Genomic DNA, 293 nt, shown 5'->3' on the forward strand with positions numbered 1-293 from the left:
TGTGGCGATCACGCCGTTGACGCCGACGAAGCTGGTCACGACTGCGGCGTCGGTCGCGGCGGGCAAGACGTATGTCTTCGTGGCGAGCGGTGGTACGTCGACGGTGCCCACCAACGCCCTGGTCGTCGAGCTGGCGGTCACCGCGAAGGGCACGAAGGCGGGCACCTTGTCGTTCGCTCCGCTGGGTGAGCCGGGCAATGGTTCGCCGACGACGGTGGCGTGGGCTGCTGGCGGGTCGGGTGCCGGGACGGTGACGGTCAACGTCGGCAACTCGAACAAGGTCGTGGTGACGA

At 68.6% G+C, this 293-nt stretch carries 1 protein-coding gene; it reads left to right on the top strand.

The features are described 5' to 3' along the window. Window positions 1-293: hypothetical protein (locus ACOADB_RS21715; RefSeq protein ID WP_378603458.1), on the top strand; the 293-nt coding region annotated here is incomplete at both ends.

The sequence above is a fragment of the Nocardioides sp. CPCC 206348 genome (genome assembly GCF_048654705.1).
GTDB lineage: Bacteria > Actinomycetota > Actinomycetes > Propionibacteriales > Nocardioidaceae > Nocardioides.